17 protein-coding genes are annotated in these 14836 nt (G+C 41.1%); 12 read left to right on the top strand and 5 right to left on the bottom strand.

Features of this window, described 5'->3' with window-relative positions; genetic code table 11:
- Window positions 1–254 precede the first annotated feature (254 nt).
- Window positions 255–1952, top strand: a complete 1698-nt coding sequence (locus tag AOLE_RS18695; RefSeq protein ID WP_013199187.1) for an NAD-dependent malic enzyme — start codon at window positions 255–257, stop codon at window positions 1950–1952.
- Between the two features lie 45 nt (window positions 1953–1997).
- On the opposite strand, the gene AOLE_RS18690 is transcribed toward AOLE_RS18695, so the two are convergent.
- The gene (locus AOLE_RS18690; protein WP_005309143.1) at window positions 1998–2918 is read right to left on the bottom strand and encodes a Dyp-type peroxidase; all 921 of its coding nucleotides are present in this window, start codon (window positions 2916–2918) and stop codon (window positions 1998–2000) included.
- Window positions 2919–3077: 159 nt separating this feature from the next.
- On the opposite strand from AOLE_RS18690, the gene AOLE_RS18685 reads away from it, so the two are divergent.
- Complete coding sequence (locus AOLE_RS18685; protein WP_023274342.1) at window positions 3078–3704, top strand: LysE family transporter; 627 nt, start codon at window positions 3078–3080, stop codon at window positions 3702–3704.
- A gap of 1 nt (window position 3705) precedes the next feature.
- Here AOLE_RS18685 and znuB read toward each other — a convergent pair whose 3' ends face one another.
- The 3 genes from znuB to AOLE_RS18670 are packed head-to-tail and all read right to left on the bottom strand — an operon-like array spanning window position 3706 to window position 5777.
- Window positions 3706–4515 (bottom strand): zinc ABC transporter permease subunit ZnuB, encoded by an 810-nt coding sequence (gene znuB / locus AOLE_RS18680; protein ID WP_023274341.1) that lies wholly within the window; start codon window positions 4513–4515, stop codon window positions 3706–3708.
- A 3-nt stretch (window positions 4516–4518) separates the two neighbouring features.
- Window positions 4519–5307, bottom strand: coding sequence for a zinc ABC transporter ATP-binding protein ZnuC (gene znuC, locus AOLE_RS18675; RefSeq protein WP_035332027.1), 789 nt, complete (start codon window positions 5305–5307; stop codon window positions 4519–4521).
- Window positions 5280–5777 carry a transcriptional repressor gene (locus AOLE_RS18670; RefSeq protein ID WP_005309148.1) on the bottom strand — a complete coding sequence of 166 codons (498 nt, stop codon included), beginning with the start codon at window positions 5775–5777 and terminating at the stop codon, window positions 5280–5282. The genes znuC and AOLE_RS18670 overlap by 28 nt, the downstream gene beginning before the upstream one ends.
- Before the next feature lie 127 nt (window positions 5778–5904).
- On the opposite strand from AOLE_RS18670, the gene AOLE_RS18665 reads away from it, so the two are divergent.
- The 10 genes from AOLE_RS18665 to AOLE_RS18620 all read left to right on the top strand — a co-directional run bounded on the left by AOLE_RS18665 (window position 5905) and on the right by AOLE_RS18620 (window position 14081).
- On the top strand, window positions 5905–6744 hold the full coding sequence (locus AOLE_RS18665; RefSeq protein WP_004795300.1) for a metal ABC transporter solute-binding protein, Zn/Mn family: 840 nt from the start codon (window positions 5905–5907) through the stop codon (window positions 6742–6744).
- Between the two features lie 170 nt (window positions 6745–6914).
- Complete coding sequence (locus tag AOLE_RS18660; protein WP_013199183.1) at window positions 6915–7313, top strand: ATP synthase subunit I; 399 nt, start codon at window positions 6915–6917, stop codon at window positions 7311–7313.
- Window positions 7314–7417: 104 nt separating this feature from the next.
- On the top strand, window positions 7418–8293 hold the full coding sequence (gene atpB / locus AOLE_RS18655) for a F0F1 ATP synthase subunit A (RefSeq protein WP_004795298.1): 876 nt from the start codon (window positions 7418–7420) through the stop codon (window positions 8291–8293).
- An 84-nt stretch (window positions 8294–8377) separates the two neighbouring features.
- Window positions 8378–8623 (top strand): F0F1 ATP synthase subunit C, encoded by a 246-nt coding sequence (gene atpE, locus AOLE_RS18650; protein ID WP_000424060.1) that lies wholly within the window; start codon window positions 8378–8380, stop codon window positions 8621–8623.
- Window positions 8624–8661: 38 nt separating this feature from the next.
- The gene (locus tag AOLE_RS18645; protein WP_004795296.1) at window positions 8662–9132 is read left to right on the top strand and encodes a F0F1 ATP synthase subunit B; all 471 of its coding nucleotides are present in this window, start codon (window positions 8662–8664) and stop codon (window positions 9130–9132) included.
- A 12-nt stretch (window positions 9133–9144) separates the two neighbouring features.
- Window positions 9145–9681, top strand: a complete 537-nt coding sequence (locus AOLE_RS18640) for a F0F1 ATP synthase subunit delta (RefSeq protein ID WP_013199181.1) — start codon at window positions 9145–9147, stop codon at window positions 9679–9681.
- Window positions 9682–9727: 46 nt separating this feature from the next.
- Window positions 9728–11272 (top strand): F0F1 ATP synthase subunit alpha, encoded by a 1545-nt coding sequence (gene atpA / locus AOLE_RS18635; protein WP_004795293.1) that lies wholly within the window; start codon window positions 9728–9730, stop codon window positions 11270–11272.
- A gap of 77 nt (window positions 11273–11349) precedes the next feature.
- The gene (atpG, locus tag AOLE_RS18630) at window positions 11350–12219 is read left to right on the top strand and encodes a F0F1 ATP synthase subunit gamma (protein WP_002114131.1); all 870 of its coding nucleotides are present in this window, start codon (window positions 11350–11352) and stop codon (window positions 12217–12219) included.
- 30 nt (window positions 12220–12249) lie between these two features.
- Window positions 12250–13644 carry a F0F1 ATP synthase subunit beta gene (gene atpD / locus AOLE_RS18625; RefSeq protein ID WP_004930535.1) on the top strand — a complete coding sequence of 465 codons (1395 nt, stop codon included), beginning with the start codon at window positions 12250–12252 and terminating at the stop codon, window positions 13642–13644.
- Window positions 13645–13661: 17 nt separating this feature from the next.
- Window positions 13662–14081, top strand: a complete 420-nt coding sequence (locus AOLE_RS18620; protein WP_004795288.1) for a F0F1 ATP synthase subunit epsilon — start codon at window positions 13662–13664, stop codon at window positions 14079–14081.
- A gap of 58 nt (window positions 14082–14139) precedes the next feature.
- Here AOLE_RS18620 and AOLE_RS18615 read toward each other — a convergent pair whose 3' ends face one another.
- Window positions 14140–14736, bottom strand: a complete 597-nt coding sequence (locus tag AOLE_RS18615) for a hypothetical protein (RefSeq protein WP_013199180.1) — start codon at window positions 14734–14736, stop codon at window positions 14140–14142.
- Window positions 14737–14836 lie beyond the last annotated feature (100 nt).

Below are 14836 nucleotides of genomic sequence, written 5' to 3'. Positions count from 1 at the left end.
TAGTATTAAAATATATGGTTTAGGCCGCTAAAATTAAAATAATAAAAGATTTTTTAAAAACATAAAATAATTAAGTTGCTGATATTTATTGTTTAATTTTATACATGTTCTAACTAAATAGTCTTCAATTTTAACATCACAGTTTAAAATATCTATTTTGAACGAATTAGGCTTAAGCTTATACGCACAAAGAGTTTTAGAGACCATACAAAAACGTGTTTTTCTCTACTCTAAGCTGGAAAATGAGATAGGCAATGATATCAGGACACCCAAGTAAACATCCCCTTTATATCCCATATGCAGGTTTTACACTTTTAGAGTTACCACTTCTAAACAAAGGTTCTGCTTTCACTGAAGAAGAAAGAAGTAACTTTAACTTACACGGTTTACTCCCCCATATTATTGAAACTATTGAAGAGCAGAGCCAGCGCTCTTATCAACAATATTGCGCTTTTACTGATGATATTAACCGACATATCTATCTGCGTAATATCCAAGATACTAATGAAACCTTGTTCTATCATCTAATCGAAAATCATCTTGAAGAAATGATGCCGATTATTTACACCCCAACAGTAGGTGAGGCATGTCAGCGTTTCTCTGATATCTATCGTCGTCATCGTGGTGTTTTCATTTCATATCCAGATCGTGATGTGATTGATGATATTTTGCAGAACGTAAATAAAAATAATGTAAAAGTCATCGTGATTACTGATGGTGAACGTATCTTAGGTCTTGGTGACCAAGGTATTGGCGGAATGGGGATTCCTATTGGAAAACTTTCGCTTTACACAGCTTGTGGTGGGATTAGTCCAGCTTATACATTACCAATCACAATTGATGTTGGAACGAACAATCCACAACTGTTAAATGATCCGATCTATATGGGTTGGCGTCAGCCGCGTATTAGCGGCGATGAATATTACGCATTTGTAGATATGGTGATTGATGCTGTGAAGCGTCGTTGGCCAAAAGCATTAATTCAGTTTGAAGATTTTGCACAAAAAAATGCGATGCCACTTTTAGAAAAATATCGCGATAAAATTTGCTGTTTTAACGATGATATTCAAGGAACAGCAGCAGTATCGGTTGGCAGTTTAATTGCTGCGAGTCGTGCAGCGGGTAAGCAATTAAAAGATCAAAAAATTGCTTTCTTAGGTGCAGGTTCGGCGGGTTGTGGTATCGCGGAGCAAATTGTTGCTCAAATGGTTGCTGAAGGTCTAACCGATGCAGAAGCGCGTGCTCGCGTTTATATGGTAGACCGTTTTGGTTTGATCACTGAGAATCAGCCAAACTTGCTCGACTTCCAACGTAAGTTAGCACAAAAAGCTGAGGTAGTTGATCAGTGGGGCAATATTGAAGAAGTGATTTCACTACTTGATGTTGTTAAAAATGCTAAGCCTACAGTGTTAATTGGTGTTTCTGGTCAGCCTGGTTTGTTCACCGAAGAAATCATTAAGACCTTAGCGGCAAATTGCGAACGCCCAATTGTCATGCCATTGTCAAACCCAACTTCACGTGTTGAAGCGGTACCTGCTGATATTGTGGAGTGGACTGAAGGCAAAGCATTAATTGCAACAGGTAGTCCGTTTGCTCCAGTGAACCATCATGGCAAACTTTATAATATTTCTCAGTGTAATAACTCATACATTTTCCCAGGCATTGGCTTAGGTGTGGTGGCATCGGGTGCTAAACGTGTTACTGAAAATATGTTAATGGCGTCAAGTAGTGCTTTAGCAAATTGTTCTCCATTGCTTAAAGATCCACAGGCTGATTTGTTGCCACCGTTGGGTGAAATTCAACAAGTGTCTAGAGTTATTGCATTCGAAGTTGCGAAAGCCGCTATGGCTGATGGTGTAGCTGTAACGATTAGTGATGATTTACTTAAGCAGAAAATTGATCAATCATTCTGGAAACCTGAATACCGCAAATATAAGCGTATTCCTTTCTAAGAATGAGAATATAAAAAGAGGAGCTTTATGCTCCTCTTTTTATTTTTAGTCTTCTAGAATTTCTTCTAATAATTCTTCACTTGGTGCAAAGTAATAAGCGCCATCAAGTGGGGTCACGAAGTGCAATAAACGGTCATGAATACCATCTCCGCTTGTACCGAACATACGCTTTAACATGGCATCAATAATACTCAGGTCTTTAGTGTAGGCGATGAAAAATAAGCCCTGATCACCTCGGCCATCGCCATAAGGTAGGCTATGGCGCAAGATTTCCATTTCTTCACCCTCATCATCCTCAACAACAGTGCGGGCAACATGGGCATTTTCTGGCTTAACATCATCATCTAATTCAATAGATTCAAGTTTGGTGCGGCCCATAACATTTTCTTGCGCATCAACTTTCAATTTTTTCCATTTTTCTAAGTCGTGTGCATAGCGCTGCGCGAAAATGAAACTACCATCGGCAAATACTCCAGCCTCTTCGGGTAGAAGAGCTGTTTCTGCACGATCATCTGGGAACTGAGGGTTTTCAGTACCGTCTATAAAACCTGTAATATCTCGACCATCGAAATAACGGAAGCAAACACGCTCATCAAGAACTTCGACTTTATCTTTAATACCTTCAAAAAATGCTTGGCTTAATGCAAAACAAATATCAGAGCGCATGCTGGCAATATGAATGAGTACATCTGCTGGCACAGATGGCATGTTGAATGCACCTTGTTCTGGCTCAAGCTGTTTAAATCCTACAGGAGTTTGCGAATAGAGCTGTTTCCATAGTTCAGGACCAAAAGCGACTGCTGTTTTAATTTGAGCATCAGAATGCTGAGTAATTAGACGGTCTCGTGCTTCAAATAAAGCTCCAATTTGTTTTTTTAATTCATCAATTGATAAGTCTTTTAAACGAAGAACAATGAAGCGAGCATGATCTGATGGCAATGGCAAAATGACAGATTGAGCAGTCATTGGAAGGTATCTCCTCAATTATAATTTAGTATGAGCTTTAATTATTGTGCCTGATGCGAAGAGCCGTTAGTAGTCTATTTGTTGATTTTATTGTTTGAATTCTGACTAAGATAGCTTTATAAAACAGTATAATTCCACTTTTATAGTCTATTTTTTGCTATGTCTCTGCAAGTTTGGTTCGCTTATATGTTGGCCTGTTGGGTTATTAGTATCTCACCGGGTGCGGGAGCAATTGCTTCAATGTCGAGTGGTCTAAACTATGGTTTTAGGCATGGCTATTGGAATGCAATAGGTTTGCAAATCGCTTTGCTACTTCAAATTATGGTGGTTGCAGCAGGTGTGGGGGTTTTATTTGCAACGACACCCTTGGCTTTTCAGTTTGTTAAATGGTTCGGTGTAATTTATTTGTTATATCTTGCTTACTTACAGTGGACAGCACCTATAAAAGATATAGAAATCCAACAAGAAAAAAGAGATAAATCTGTATTTGCGCTATTGCTAAATGGCTTTGTGGTCAATATTAGCAATCCCAAAGCGATTGTATTTCTATTGGCTGTTTTACCCCAGTTTCTAGATTTGGGTAAGCCTCAATGGATACAGTACCTGATTATGGCTGTAACAATGATTACGATTGATTTGATTGTAATGGCTGGATATACAGGGCTAGCATCAAAGGTTCTAAGATTACTTCGCTCTCCTAAACAGCAAAAATATTTGAATCGGGGTTTTGCTGTGATGTTTAGTTGTGCAGCTTTATTATTGAGTACAGTTCATCAGGCGTCCTAATTTAGGCCGCCTGTGTTTGATTTTTTAGCTTTTGAGTTATAAAAATAACAGCGAAAGTTAAGGCCATGCATAAAACAATACTCAAGCCTGTAGATATATTGAGTGCTGCGCTTGACCATAATCCCACACTTACCCCAAGCTGGGCTAATACAAATGCCCAAACGACCATTTGCTTTGGTGAGTTTGCTAGTAGGCGAGCGCTTAAAGCTGGTATTACGAGTAATGCACCCATAAGCAAAGAACCTACCGCACGTAAGGCTAATACAGTAAATAAAGCCAATAGCAGCATAAAAATAAGACGTTGCCAGTTCGCGTTTACCCCTTCACTAATTGCAATGTCTGGATCAATTGCAAACTGTATTTGTGGTTGCCAAAAGCGGTAAAGAATTGCGAGCGATAGTGCAATGATTAAAGTGAAAACAGGTAAGTCGGGCCAATCAATGCTGAGCAAGTCACCAAATAAATAACTTAAAAGCTCAGGTCTTAAACTTGGAACATGTTGAATAAATAATAAACCACTACAAAGTAATGTCGCTGAACATAAGGCTAAGAGCGCATCATTGGGTAAGCGATTGTCATGTAGGGCCCATAAAATTGCGACCAGTAAAACCGCAGTGCCTGCAACACCAAGCCAAAGAGGAAGGCTTAAAGCACCTGCGATAGCAACTCCAAGTAGTGTTCCGTGTGCCATAGTGTCAGCAAAAAAAGACATGCGTCTCCAAAGCATTAGACAACCAAGAGGTGCGGTTAAAAACACCAGCAAAGTTCCCATCATCCATGCGGGCAACAATAATTGTAACCATTCCATCATGGCTTAAGCTTCCGGTTCTGGGTGGATGTGAGGACGGTCATTATGAGGGCAGGGGTGTGCTGCATCACCGTGAGCGCAATGATCATGATGATGTTGATAGAAAACCCGTTGAGTTCCAAAGATAGCCTGATATTCAGGATGTTGTTGAATATTCTCGGGTAACCCACTACAGCAAATATGTTTATTCAAACAAACTACGCGGTGTGTTCCTTCCATCACCCATTGTAAGTCATGAGAAACAATTAAGATTGCACAACCATATCGTTCTGGCAGACTACGGACATAATCATAAAGTTCAGCTTCTGACTGAATGTCTAAACCTTGCATCGGTTCGTCAAGAACTAAAATATCTGGCTGACGAAGTAGGGCTCGCGCTAGTAATACGCGTTGGCGCTCACCCCCAGAAAGTTGTTGTACTTTTGATTGTTGTAACTTTGAGATACCTGTGTCTTGAATAATTTCCTGACGAAGGGCAGGGCTGCACTTTTCTAAATCAAGTAAATCCTGCACACGCAAAGGTAGACTGTGTGAAGGATTAAATTTTTGTGGCACATACGCCATTTTCAGTTTTTTATAATTAACAATACGTCCGCTACTCGGTTGGAGAATACCAAGTAGAACTTTAATCAGTGTTGATTTACCAGCACCATTTGGTCCGATTAAAGACACAATTTCATTTTGATGTAGAGCAAAATCAACTTTTTTTAAAATTTCCCGATCATCACGATGAACAGAAACCTGCTCAAGCTGAATTAATACAGGATTTAACGAGTTGTGCGGCACTGTTGGCATTTCCCCGAAATTTCAATAATGCTGTGTTGAGCCACGAACTCATCTGACGCTGCAAGTTGGTCAAGCTGGTGAGTTAAACCTTGAGAAGAGGCTTCTTTAACCATGTGACATTCGGTACAGATTAGGAATGCTGCTTGATGGCCTTCGCGAGGGTGGCAACAGGGAATATAGGCATTAATAGAAGTTAGGCGATGGATCAAACCTTTTTCTAATAAAAAATCTAAAGTTCTATATACAGTTGGAGGAGCAGCCGGACGATCAGTTTGACTTTTTATACGTGCGAGTAAGTCATAGGCGCCCATTGGACCCGAAGCATTTAAAATGAGTTCCAAAACTTCTTTGCGCAAAGGCGTAAGTCGTGCGCCAGTCGCAGAACATAAATTTTCTGCTTCAGCTAAACGGTTTGCGACATTATGGTGATCATGCACACCATGCAAAGAATCATGATGTTCATGCGAGCAGGAACTCATAGAAATAACCTCGAATTTTTAACGGAATATTAGCATGAAGCGATGCTTCATTCGATTAATCTTAGGTATTTTTGTAACTTTGTTATATTATAACATGCTTCGAGCTAATTTAAATTGATGGTCTGTCATGTTCCGTTTTTTTGTTTTCAGTATGTTCTCTCTTTTGAGTACGTTAGGGTGGAGTCAGGGTTTGGTGGTTTCTACACACCCGATCTATCTGATTGCAAAAGAAGTCACTCAAGGTGTTGAAGAACCACAACTCTTATTAAAGGGACAAACTGGGCATGACGTACAATTAACCCCAGCACACCGTAAAGCAATTAATGATGCATCTTTGGTAATCTGGTTGGGTAAGGCTCATGAAGCACCTCTAAATAAATTGTTAGGTAATAATAAGAAAGCGATTGCCTTATTAGATAGTGGCATAGTTTCTGTTTTACCTCTGCGTAGTACCCGCGGTGCGGCTTTACCTAATACAGTAGATACCCATGTGTGGTTAGAACCAAACAACGCGGTTCGAATCGGTTTCTTTATCGCAGCCTTACGTTCCCAGCAGCATCCTGAAAATAAGGCTAAATATTGGAATAATGCCAATATCTTTGCTCGCAAAATGTTTCAGGCAGCACAAGCTTACGACAGTACAAGTAATGGTAAGCCGTATTGGTCGTATCATGATGCCTATCAATATTTAGAACGCTCTTTAAATTTAAAGTTCGCAGGCGCTTTGACAGATGATCCTCATGTTGCACCAACAGCAGCTCAAATTAAGTATCTTAATGATAATCGACCAAAAGATCAGATGTGTTTGTTAGCGGAAAGTTTTACCACTAAAAGTCAGTATCAAAAATTAGGTAACATTACTTTTCAACCCGTAGACGAGAGCATGAATAACGAGGATGATTTCGTCACTGCATGGAAGAAACTGGCTATAAAAACAGATAAATGTGTATTAAGTACGCAAAAGTAAGATAAAAAATAAACAAAGGCTGACTGTAGCGTCAGCACCACCTGTCATGAAAAACCCCGACTAAAGTCGGGAAAAGATTGCATGTTCAGGGGTGTAACTCTATAATGCCTGCGATTAAAAGCGATCATCAGCTAAACTTGTCAAGCATTTATGCTGTGAGTGGATAAATAATGAGCCAAACTAGTCGCTTGATTGACCGACGATTAGCAAAAGCTTTGGTCTTCTTACAAGCATGTATGATCCCTGTTTCCGCCCTAGTGGCGTGGAGCATAAAAGACATGACAGCAGCATTAAGTGCGGCACTTGGTGCACTGGTTTGCTGGCTTGCTATGAGTTATTTCTCGTGGCAATCCTTCAGGACAGCAGGTGCGAGAGCATCAAAACAAGTGCTGTCTAACATGTATAGGGGCATGTTAGGCAAATTTGCAATCATGATCGTTGGATTTATTTTGATTTTGAGCAATGTTAAACCTTTATCACCGTTAGCATTGCTGTTTGGTTTTATTCTCGTTCAGGCAATGTCGTGGGTCGCTCCGTTTTGGGTGTCACGTCTACAAAAACGGGTGTAGAAACAAGAAGAATTGAAGATTTTTTGGAGGGTAGCGAGATATCGACAGTGCGCCGATGTTCGTTTCCCTTCTTTTTAGTAATTGACATTGACCAGGTGTGATTTATGGCTGCTGAAGAACATGCCCTCACTTCGACAGAGTATATCAAGCATCACTTGACCAATATGACCTATGGCAAAATGCCAGACGGTACATGGAAATTGGCTGAGACTGCTGAAGAAGCTCATTCGATGGGGTTCACTGCAATTCACTTGGATTCAATGGGTTGGTCAATTGGCCTTGGTGTTATTTTCTGTTTGATGTTCTGGATCGTTGCGAAAGCTGCTAATGCAGGTGTTCCAACTAAATTCCAGTCTGCAATTGAAATGATCATCGAGTTTGTTGACTCAAGTGTCCGTGATACTTTTCATGGCAAATCACGTTTAATCGCTCCGCTTGCACTCACTATTTTCGTGTGGATTTTCCTCATGAACTTAATGGACTTGATCCCAGTTGACTGGATTCCTCAAGTTGCAGCGTTTGTAGGTGCAAACGTATTTGGTATGGACCCTCACCACGTTTACTTCAAGATCGTTCCATCTACAGATCCAAACATTACTTTAGGTATGTCTTTATCTGTATTTGTACTTATCTTGTTCTACAGCATCCGCGAAAAGGGTGTTAGTGGTTTCGTTGGTGAATTGGCACTTAACCCATTTAACCCAAGTAATCCAGTTGCAAAAGCGTTGCTTATTCCAGTGAACTTGATTTTGGAATTGGTAACATTCCTTGCTCGTCCGATTTCATTAGCTCTCCGACTATTCGGTAACATGTATGCCGGTGAGTTGATCTTTATCCTAATTGCTTTATTGCCGTTCTGGATTCAATGGGCGTTGTCTGTGCCTTGGGCGATCTTCCACATTCTTGTAATCACGTTGCAGGCATTCATCTTTATGATGCTTACCATCGTTTACTTGAGCATGGCAAGCGAAAAACATTAATGGTATTGCCTAACTATCAAACGATGGTTGGGCTGAATTTTTTTAATTTAATTTGGTAATAACCTAACCTCTGAGGAATTTTTCATGGAACTCACTTTAGGTCTAGTTGCAATTGCATCTGCTATCTTGATCGCTTTCGGTGCTTTAGGTACTGCGATTGGTTTTGGTCTTTTGGGTGGTCGCTTTTTAGAAGCTGTTGCTCGTCAACCAGAATTGGCTCCACAACTTCAAACTCGTATGTTCTTAATCGCGGGTCTTCTTGATGCTGTGCCTATGATCGGTGTTGGTATTGGCTTGTTCTTCATCTTCGCTAATCCATTTGTAGGTTAATCATCTTAATTCCTAAATCCACTATTTGAGGAATTGCAATGAATATCAACCTCACATTGATTGGTCAAGCGATTGCGTTTGCATTCTTTGTTGCATTCTGCATGAAGTTTGTTTGGCCACCACTAATCAATGCGATTAGTGAGCGTCAGCGTAAAATTGCTGATGGCTTAAATGCAGCAGAAAAAGCGAAAGCTGATCTTGCCGATGCACAATCGCAAGTAAAGCAAGAGCTTGATGCAGCTAAAGCACAAGCGGCTCAATTGATCGAACAAGCGAACCGTCGTGCAGCACAATTGATCGAAGAAGCTCGTACTCAAGCTGCGGCTGAAGGTGAGCGTATTCGTCAACAGGCTAAAGAAGCTGTTGATCAAGATATCAATTCTGCTCGCGAAGAATTACGTCAACAAGTAGCTGCTTTGGCAGTAACTGGCGCAGAAAAAATCCTGAACCAGCAAGTTGACGCAGAAGCTCATAATGCCATGCTGTCTCAGCTGGCTGCTAAACTTTAAGAGAGGCGAATCATGGCTGAACTCTTGACGTTGGCACGTCCGTATGCCAAAGCAGCATTTGCTTATGCTTCTGAGCAAGGTGCAACAGACAATTGGTCGAATGTGTTACAAGTGCTCAGTGCTGCGGTGCAAGACGAAGCATTTTCCGCTTATTTAAATCGCCCTGAACTTACTCCTGTGGAGCAAGTGAAGCTTTTTGCTAAAGTTTTAGGTGAAGGTCAATCTCAAGCAGTGTCTAACTTTTTGACACTTCTTGCAGATAACGATCGTTTAATGTTGTTACCTGAAATTGAAGCAGAATATGAACAGCTTAAATCACAGAATAACAACAATGTGGATGTCGTGATTGAATCGGCTTTCCCATTAACTGCTGAACAAGAGCAATTGTTGAAATCTGCTTTAGAAAAGCGTTTCAACAGTACTGTAACTGTTTCAGTTGAAGTTAAACCTGAGCTTATTGCAGGTGTTGTAATTCGTGCAGGCGATCAAGTGATAGATGATTCTGCGCTTAACAAGCTTGAAAAAATGCGTACTCGTCTTCTTGCATAATGCAAATGATGAAGACTGAACTAATAAAAGATTGAGGAATAGCGCAATGCAACAACTGAATCCATCCGAGATCAGTGCGCTCATTAAACAGCGTATCAGCGATCTGGACACCAGCGCGACCGCTAAAAACGAAGGTACCATTGTTATGGTATCCGACGGTATCGTGCGCATTCACGGTCTTGCTGATGCAATGTACGGTGAAATGATCGAATTTGACGGCGGCTTATTTGGTATGGCACTGAACCTAGAACAGGATTCAGTGGGTGCCGTTGTCTTAGGTAACTACTTAAGCCTTCAAGAAGGTCAAAAAGCTCGTTGTACAGGTCGTGTACTTGAGGTTCCAGTTGGTCCGGAACTTCTTGGCCGTGTTGTCGACGCTTTGGGTAACCCAATTGATGGTAAAGGCCCAATTGATGCAAAATTAACTGATGCTGTTGAAAAAGTAGCACCAGGCGTAATTTGGCGTCAATCTGTAGACGAACCTGTTCAAACTGGTTACAAATCAGTTGATACCATGATTCCTGTGGGTCGTGGTCAGCGTGAGTTGATTATTGGTGACCGTCAAACTGGTAAAACAGCGATGGCGATCGATGCGATTATCGCTCAGAAAAATTCTGGCATTAAGTGCGTATACGTTGCGATTGGTCAAAAACAATCAACAATTGCAAACGTTGTACGTAAGCTAGAAGAAACTGGCGCTATGGCGTATACAACTGTTGTCGCTGCTGCGGCTGCTGATCCTGCTGCAATGCAGTACTTAGCTCCGTACTCTGGCTGTACAATGGGTGAATACTTCCGTGACCGCGGTGAAGACGCTCTTATTATTTATGATGATTTGTCTAAGCAAGCAGTTGCTTACCGTCAAATTTCATTACTTTTACGTCGTCCACCAGGTCGTGAAGCGTATCCGGGTGACGTATTCTATCTTCACTCACGTCTTCTTGAACGTGCTTCTCGTGTATCTGCTGACTACGTTGAGAAATTCACTAATGGCGCAGTAACTGGTAAAACTGGTTCTTTAACTGCATTGCCAATTATTGAAACTCAAGCAGGTGACGTATCTGCATTCGTACCAACGAACGTAATTTCGATTACTGACGGTCAGATCTTCTTAGAAACATCATTATTCAACGCAGGTATTCGTCCTGCTGTGAACGCGGGTATCTCTGTATCTCGTGTTGGTGGTTCTGCTCAAACTAAGATCATCAAAAAATTGTCTGGTGGTATCCGTACTGCTTTAGCACAATACCGTGAATTGGCTGCGTTTGCTCAGTTCGCTTCTGACCTTGATGAAGCAACTCGTAAGCAACTTGAACATGGTCAACGTGTAACTGAGTTAATGAAGCAAAAGCAATATGCTCCTTACTCAATTGCTGACCAAGCTGTTTCTGTTTATGCATCTAACGAAGGCTATATGGCTGACGTAGAAGTTAAGAAAATCGTAGACTTTGATGCTGCGTTAATTTCTTACTTCCGCGCTGAATATGCTCCGTTGATGAAACAAATCGATGAAACTGGTGATTACAACAAAGACATCGAAGCAGCAATCAAAGCAGGTATTGAAAGCTTTAAAGCGACTCAAACTTACTAAGTTCAGTTTTAGTTAAGTTTGGTTCACGGATCAACCTTCGGAAGCTCGAAAGAGCTTTCGAATACTAGGTTAAGCGTATGGCAAATTTAAAAGAAATTCGCGCCAAAGTAGCTAGTATCAAGAGCACGCAAAAGATTACTCGCGCGATGCAAATGGTAGCTGCTTCTAAAATGCGTCGTGCGCAAGAGCGCATGGCTCAGGGCCGTCCGTATGCCGATAATATGCGCCGTGTAATTGCTCACTTGGTCCAAGCAAACCCTGAATACAAACACCGTTATATGGTTGATCGCCCAGTTAAGCGCGTTGGCTATATCGTAGTGTCTTCAGATCGTGGTTTGGCAGGTGGCTTGAACATTAACTTGTTCAAGAAAGTTGTGCAGCATGTCAAAGCACAACAACAGCAGTCAATTGAAGTTGAATTTGCTTTAATTGGTCAAAAAGCGGTTTCGTTTTTTAAGAATTACGGCGGTAAAGTGCTTGGTGCAACTACCCAACTTGGCGATGCGCCGAGTTTGGAACAGTTAACTGGCTCAGTACAAGTTATGCTTGATGCATTTGATAAGGGCGAATTAGATCGTATCTACCTCGTGTCAAATGGCTTCGTTAATGCAATGACTCAGCAGCCTAAAGTAGAACAACTTGTTCCTTTAGCACCAGCAGAAGAAGGCGATGATCTCAACCGTACTTATGGTTGGGACTATATCTACGAACCAGAAGCAGAAGAATTGTTAAATGGTTTGTTGGTTCGCTATATCGAGTCTATGGTTTATCAAGGTGTGATTGAAAACGTTGCATGTGAGCAGTCAGCTCGTATGGTCGCGATGAAAGCAGCGACAGACAACGCAGGACAACTGATTAAAGACCTACAACTCATTTACAACAAGCTGCGTCAAGCCGCGATTACTCAGGAAATTTCCGAGATCGTTGGCGGTGCCGCTGCCGTTTAACATTATTAAGTTTGAATTGAGGAGACAGCAATGAGTAGCGGTCGTATCATTCAGATCATCGGCGCGGTTATCGACGTCGAGTTTGAGCGCAATAGCGTTCCTAAGATCTATGACGCTCTCCAAGTTGACGGTACTGAAACTACATTAGAAGTTCAGCAACAGCTTGGCGATGGTGTTGTTCGTACCATCGCAATGGGTTCTACAGAAGGTCTTAAACGTGGCCTTAACGTAACCAGCACAAATGCACCGATTTCTGTTCCAGTAGGTCCAGCTACGCTTGGTCGTATCATGGACGTTTTGGGTCGCCCAATTGATGAAGCAGGTCCTGTTGCGACTGAAGAGCGTTTGCCGATTCACCGTCAAGCACCTTCTTATGCTGAACAAGCAGCTTCTACTGATCTTTTAGAAACTGGTATTAAAGTAATTGACTTACTTTGCCCGTTTGCAAAAGGTGGTAAAGTTGGTTTATTCGGTGGTGCGGGTGTTGGTAAAACCGTTAACATGATGGAGTTGATCAACAACATCGCGAAAGCTCACTCAGGTTTATCTGTGTTTGCTGGTGTTGGTGAGCGTACTCGTGAAGGTAACGACTTCTATCACGAAATGAAAGATTCTAACGTTCTTGACAAAGTAGCAATGGTCTACGGTCAGATGAACGAGCCACCAGGTAACCGTTTACGCGTAGCGTTAACTGGTTTGACTATGGCTGAATACTTCCGTGATCAAAAAGACGAAAATGGTAAAGGTCGTGACGTATTATTATTCGTCGACAACATCTACCGTTATACACTTGCAGGTACTGAAGTATCAGCATTGTTAGGTCGTATGCCATCTGCAGTAGGTTACCAACCTACACTTGCAGAAGAAATGGGTGTTCTTCAAGAGCGTATTACATCTACTAAATCTGGTTCGATCACATCGATCCAAGCAGTATATGTACCTGCCGATGACTTAACAGATCCATCGCCTGCAACTACATTTGCTCACTTAGATGCAACAGTAGTATTGAGCCGTGACATCGCATCTTCTGGTATCTATCCAGCGATTGATCCACTTGACTCAACTTCACGTCAGTTAGACCCATTAGTTGTTGGTCAAGAGCATTATGAAATTGCTCGTTCTGTACAGAACGTATTGCAACGTTATAAAGAGCTTAAAGACATTATCGCAATTTTGGGTATGGATGAGTTAGCTGAAGAAGATAAATTGGTTGTTTACCGTGCGCGTAAAATCCAACGTTTCTTCTCTCAACCATTCCACGTAGCTGAAGTGTTTACTGGTGCTCCTGGTAAATTAGTACCACTTAAAGAAACGATTCGTGGCTTTAAAGGTCTATTAGCTGGTGAATACGATCACATCCCAGAACAAGCGTTCTATATGGTTGGTGGTATTGACGAAGTGATTGCTAAAGCTGAGAAACTCTAATTTAAGGAGATCATCTCATGGCGACTATGCAATGTGATGTCGTAAGTGTTAAAGAGTCTATTTACTCTGGCGCAGTGACGATGTTAATCGCGAAAGGTGCTGGTGGTGAGCTTGGTATTTTACCAGGACACGCTCCACTCGTAACCTTGCTTCAACCGGGCCCGATTCGTGTTCAGTTGGAAAATGGTACAGAAGAAATCGTCTATGTATCTGGCGGTGTTTTAGAAGTTCAACCTCATGTTGTAACGGTTCTTGCAGATACTGCAATCCGTGCAGACAATTTGGATGAAGCTGCAATTTTAGAAGCACGTAAAAATGCTGAACAATTGCTTGCGAACCAAAAGAGTGATTTGGACTCAGCTGCTGCTTTGGCATCTCTATCAGAGATCTCAGGCCAGCTTGAAACAATCCGTAAAATCAAAAACCGCGCTCAATAAGACGCGGTTCGAGATTGAAAAAGCCACCGTAAGGTGGCTTTTTTTATAAGTTAATTTTTTAAGATTCAGTTTTTGAGTCTGATTTTTCATCTCCAGCCATAATCATGGCGGCTAACTTAACCATATCCATTTGAATAGTATTTAGCTGTTTTTCAATTTGGTCAAAATTGATTTGATCTAATTTCCCATTTAATAACGGCATACTAAGAGCTTGTTGATTGGCATGTAATAAACTTTGGCGAATATTCTCAATTTCCTGACTTTTGATATCTAAGGTGAGAAGAGCTTGATTTAAACCTTGTAATTGCTGTTTTAAAGTTGAAATAGTTGTTTTTAATTCACTTTGATTCTTATCTTGAATTGCTTGTTCAACGTCAAGTTGAGTGTCTTTAAGCTGTTCAACATAATCTCCAGCTTTAAGCTGTAAATTAGCAGCATCTCGGACCATATAAAAAATATTGCCGCTTTTGAGTTCAGTTTTGCTAGGAGCAATATCTGATTCTTGTCGTTCAATAGCTTGATCCGATGCCTGTTCACTTATTTCAGTATTTTCTTGTTCAGTAGCATGATCTCGTGCTTGATCACACCCGAGTAAAAGCATGCCTGAGGCAAAAATTACAAAAGGAAGAAATGCACCCTGTAAAACTTTTTTCATAACTACAAACAACATCAAATAAAGCAAATAGGTACTATAGGCATAAAATATGGAGAAAGATTGTATTTTTGCAAACAAACAACACTTTGAGCAGATAATA

The organism is Acinetobacter oleivorans DR1 (assembly GCF_000196795.1).
Lineage (GTDB): Bacteria > Pseudomonadota > Gammaproteobacteria > Pseudomonadales > Moraxellaceae > Acinetobacter > Acinetobacter oleivorans.
Note: the sequence above shows the minus strand (reverse complement) of the source record. Positions and strands in the feature narration are given on the sequence as shown.

What these genes read in the sequence shown, in the direction of transcription:
- AOLE_RS18695 (WP_013199187.1), top strand. Translation starts at nt 255, where the DNA reads ATGATATCAGGACACCCAAGTAAACATCCCCTTTATATCCCATATGCA.
- AOLE_RS18690 (WP_005309143.1), bottom strand. Translation starts at nt 2,918, where the DNA reads ATGACTGCTCAATCTGTCATTTTGCCATTGCCATCAGATCATGCTCGC.
- AOLE_RS18685 (WP_023274342.1), top strand. Translation starts at nt 3,078, where the DNA reads ATGTCTCTGCAAGTTTGGTTCGCTTATATGTTGGCCTGTTGGGTTATT.
- znuB (WP_023274341.1), bottom strand. Translation starts at nt 4,515, where the DNA reads ATGATGGAATGGTTACAATTATTGTTGCCCGCATGGATGATGGGAACT.
- znuC (WP_035332027.1), bottom strand. Translation starts at nt 5,307, where the DNA reads ATGCCAACAGTGCCGCACAACTCGTTAAATCCTGTATTAATTCAGCTT.
- AOLE_RS18670 (WP_005309148.1), bottom strand. Translation starts at nt 5,777, where the DNA reads ATGAGTTCCTGCTCGCATGAACATCATGATTCTTTGCATGGTGTGCAT.
- AOLE_RS18665 (WP_004795300.1), top strand. Translation starts at nt 5,905, where the DNA reads ATGTTCCGTTTTTTTGTTTTCAGTATGTTCTCTCTTTTGAGTACGTTA.
- AOLE_RS18660 (WP_013199183.1), top strand. Translation starts at nt 6,915, where the DNA reads ATGAGCCAAACTAGTCGCTTGATTGACCGACGATTAGCAAAAGCTTTG.
- atpB (WP_004795298.1), top strand. Translation starts at nt 7,418, where the DNA reads ATGGCTGCTGAAGAACATGCCCTCACTTCGACAGAGTATATCAAGCAT.
- atpE (WP_000424060.1), top strand. Translation starts at nt 8,378, where the DNA reads ATGGAACTCACTTTAGGTCTAGTTGCAATTGCATCTGCTATCTTGATC.
- AOLE_RS18645 (WP_004795296.1), top strand. Translation starts at nt 8,662, where the DNA reads ATGAATATCAACCTCACATTGATTGGTCAAGCGATTGCGTTTGCATTC.
- AOLE_RS18640 (WP_013199181.1), top strand. Translation starts at nt 9,145, where the DNA reads ATGGCTGAACTCTTGACGTTGGCACGTCCGTATGCCAAAGCAGCATTT.
- atpA (WP_004795293.1), top strand. Translation starts at nt 9,728, where the DNA reads ATGCAACAACTGAATCCATCCGAGATCAGTGCGCTCATTAAACAGCGT.
- atpG (WP_002114131.1), top strand. Translation starts at nt 11,350, where the DNA reads ATGGCAAATTTAAAAGAAATTCGCGCCAAAGTAGCTAGTATCAAGAGC.
- atpD (WP_004930535.1), top strand. Translation starts at nt 12,250, where the DNA reads ATGAGTAGCGGTCGTATCATTCAGATCATCGGCGCGGTTATCGACGTC.
- AOLE_RS18620 (WP_004795288.1), top strand. Translation starts at nt 13,662, where the DNA reads ATGGCGACTATGCAATGTGATGTCGTAAGTGTTAAAGAGTCTATTTAC.
- AOLE_RS18615 (WP_013199180.1), bottom strand. Translation starts at nt 14,736, where the DNA reads ATGAAAAAAGTTTTACAGGGTGCATTTCTTCCTTTTGTAATTTTTGCC.